This is a genomic window from Microcystis sp. M179S2 (genome assembly GCF_020245805.1).
In the GTDB taxonomy this organism is placed as follows: Bacteria; Cyanobacteriota; Cyanobacteriia; order Cyanobacteriales; family Microcystaceae; genus Microcystis; species Microcystis aeruginosa.
The window spans coordinates 1-3,048 of the sequence record NZ_JADBUE010000084.1 but is presented as its reverse complement, the minus strand read 5'-3'; the positions used below and the strand labels follow the sequence as shown (position 1 = coordinate 3,048).

Below are 3,048 nucleotides of genomic sequence, written 5' to 3'. Positions count from 1 at the left end.
GTATTGACCTTGAGTCCCCTTGCCTAGTTTGGTATCGAGTGATACTAAACGTCGGGACATATAAACAGTTGTAAGGTTGGTCAGGGTTGACCTGTTAGATTCAGTCGAAAGACTGAAGACCTTATTAGGCGGTTATTTCAGGCATTTGGTTCCCTATTTCATGCCTAAACGTTTCGCACAGCCACTTATCTATAGTTTTGTAACGGCAATTTTTGCTAAAAATCAATAAGTGTAAACTTTAATCACAAGGTCGATCGAGTCCTGACAAACGTGTTATCTTAAAAACATAAGGCACAAAGGAAGCGACTCAACTTCCTTCCGGGCAAAAAGACCTAGAGCCTGTGCCACCTGCTCTAGCTCAACGCAACAGCTAAATCGGACGCAGATTCTCAAAGTTTGTAAAGTAAAGTATGGTTTCGCCTCTGTTGCTCGATATAGGACAGATGGAGTGAGCCGTAATCAGCACCTGAGTCGGTAAACTGAGAAATCTTGATAGTTGACAGATAGACTGTTGTGGGTTCTGTAAACCTCTATTGTATTGAGTCCGTTAAACTTTTAGGAGTCCATATCGTTTGTACAAGATGAAGCCCGCCTCCCTAGGCGGGCCTATTGTGTTTTTAGAAAACCGCCACGAGATATTCCTGTAACTGCAATTGATAACCTGCCTGTAGCTGACAGGGATAATCAAGGGAAAACTCAGGTAAAGCTAATAGAGAACTCTTTTGACAACTAACTAACGCCACATCGAAGCGACAGCTTAAATCAGACCATTGGGGATAAAAGGCGAGAAATATCTGGGCAGCTCCGTAAATTTTCCCTTGTTTACGGTCATTGATCGCTAATTTGCCCCCTAAATCCCAATTGCCAGCACTGCGGGTTTTCACCTCGACGAAAGCGAGAGTCGCCTGAGATTTAGACAAGACGATTAAATCGATTTCACCGCCAGCACTACGCCAACGACGCTGGAGGATATGCCATTGCTGTAATTGCAACCAATCCGCCACCAAATTTTCGCCCAATTCCCCCACGGTTGTCATATTCAGTGATCAGTGATCAGTTATCAGTGGTCAGGGAACAGGGAACAGGGAACAGGGAACAGGGAACAGGGAACAATATTGATTTATTATCCTGTCTTCTGACTCCGAACTCCTGACTACTGGCTACTGTCTCCTGTCTCCTAACCAAGCAGGACAATTTTCGATTTTTACAAGAGGTTTATTACAAAAGTCCTTCTAGACGACGACGGATGCTGTCTAACTCCGCATCGGGAATCTCGGAAAACTCCTCCTCGGCGGGGGGGACTTCCTCTTTTTGCCAATCCAACTCCTCGGCATTGCTTTCGGGGGGAATTACTAACATACCCGCTTCAATCATTTCCGCTTGATAGCCGGCGCCGCGACAAAATTCTGCCACTTCCTCCGAATCAATTTTCTCTACCGTGGGAGTCGGAAAATCCTGTGCCTCTAACAGCAGAGCATAACGGGTGGCATCATCTTCCGATTCAAACATCAACACCTTATTGATAGCTCCCATTTGAATGGTGTGGATACCTTCGTTTTCTGTGCCTGCGTTAAAAAGTAGTACAAATACACGCATAATTACTATTAGCGATCGATAAGCGGTGGTCGTCTATACTCATTTTACCCCCCTTCTCGATCGCTAATCCTCAGCAATTTTAGTTTCTAGTCAACCACTTTTGACCGTTAAGCCGTTGCAGGGTGTAAAACAACAGTAAATCAAGACTAACTTTCCTTTCATCGATCATAAATGATTCAAGGGTACTAGGTTGAGCACCGCCCTCAGCTTGAGAAAAAGCTTTTTTGCCATTGATGTCTTCTTCTAAAAAATAAATGCTAAATTGACGCATTCCCTCGAGCCAATTGCCAGTTAACTGCCAACAGGGAGAGCTAGAAAAGCCCTGCACGGGAATTTTATCCTGTTTAAAGGACAGCTTTATATCAGTTATACCGAGCTTTTGCAAGGCTGCCGCCAGTGCGGGCTGAAAATGCTGCTCAATAAATTCAGCGAAGGGTTTTTCCTCGACGGTTGGCTCCTTGGGTTTTTTAGCAGCCGCAGGTTGAGCCGGTTTTGCTGCTTCTGCTGCCGGAGTTGCGGGGGTGGTGGTTTCTTCTGCCATAGGAATTAATCAGGAATGGGTAGGTAGCTACAATTATATTTTCTCCCGGGTTATCAGCTATCAGTTTTTTTAGTTATCAGCTTTTATCGAAAATTTGGGTTAAAACCCCGTCCTTTTAGGACGGCTTTAAGCTACAATGGAAAAAGCGATAACCAAGCTAAAAACTGAACCTTGACCACAGATAGTAGGGGGTTTTGTTCAGAAAAGACTTCAAATTCGGCCTTGAACGAGTAAAACTTTCTAGGAAATAAGGTTGAACATGAGATTTTTTCGACTTGTTCAAAGTGGCCGTCCGGCATTCGGACAATCAAAACGGACGGGTCGGAAAGCGTAAGACTACCGCTAAGGTAGCGGCATCCCGTGAAGCGTCAACCCAGCGGTCGGTCGTTCAATTAAGTTTGTTCGAGCTGCCGGTCATCACCGTCCGGCCTCGGCGGTGAGGATGTCAAGTCACTATCCCGCAACTACAAAAGGCAATGATCGAGAAGCAGAAAAGTCATCTGCCTCTACGGGCAATTTTACCCCTGATCACCGGCCGTCCTTTACCCAAAGAGGCACTGGCATACTACCGACTCGAACAACTGTCAAAATTAAAAGCCAAGTATGGGGTAGAATATCTTGACCCTGAAAGTGAGACGATCGACTGGAGAGAAATCGAGAATCTGTTTCGCACAGTCCTTCCCTTTGAAATTTGCCGTCGTTATCAGATCCTGCCCCTACAAAAACAGCAATCCGCTGCCAATGTCCTTCACCTAGCCATGGTGGATCCCGCTAATGGGACTTAGACAAAAAACAAATCGAGAAAAGCCTCAACTCCAATCCCCGCTTGGGATTTACTTCGAGAAGCCCAAAATCGCTGAAACCCAGATAGATCAAGGAAAATCATAAATCGAGGTTAACCCTTTGTCCCG

Annotated in this window: 4 protein-coding genes; 1 reads left to right on the top strand and 3 read right to left on the bottom strand. The window is 45.3% G+C overall.

Annotation, left to right across the window (positions count from 1 at the left end; all coding sequences use genetic code 11):
* Window positions 1–617 precede the first annotated feature (617 nt).
* From IM500_RS04840 to IM500_RS04830, 3 genes are all read right to left on the bottom strand, one after another.
* Complete coding sequence (locus IM500_RS04840) at window positions 618–1,037, bottom strand: YraN family protein (RefSeq protein ID WP_002762530.1); 420 nt, start codon at window positions 1,035–1,037, stop codon at window positions 618–620.
* A 181-nt stretch (window positions 1,038–1,218) separates the two neighbouring features.
* Window positions 1,219–1,596, bottom strand: a complete 378-nt coding sequence (locus tag IM500_RS04835; RefSeq protein WP_079209497.1) for a DUF3110 domain-containing protein — start codon at window positions 1,594–1,596, stop codon at window positions 1,219–1,221.
* A 79-nt stretch (window positions 1,597–1,675) separates the two neighbouring features.
* On the bottom strand, window positions 1,676–2,137 hold the full coding sequence (locus tag IM500_RS04830; protein ID WP_002795499.1) for a DUF2996 domain-containing protein: 462 nt from the start codon (window positions 2,135–2,137) through the stop codon (window positions 1,676–1,678).
* A 476-nt stretch (window positions 2,138–2,613) separates the two neighbouring features.
* Here IM500_RS04830 and IM500_RS04825 point away from each other — a divergent pair, with 476 nt between their 5' ends.
* A complete protein-coding gene (locus IM500_RS04825; RefSeq protein WP_242034777.1) occupies window positions 2,614–2,922 on the top strand; it encodes a GspE/PulE/PilB domain-containing protein in 309 nt (102 codons plus the stop codon).
* Window positions 2,923–3,048: the final 126 nt, after the last annotated feature.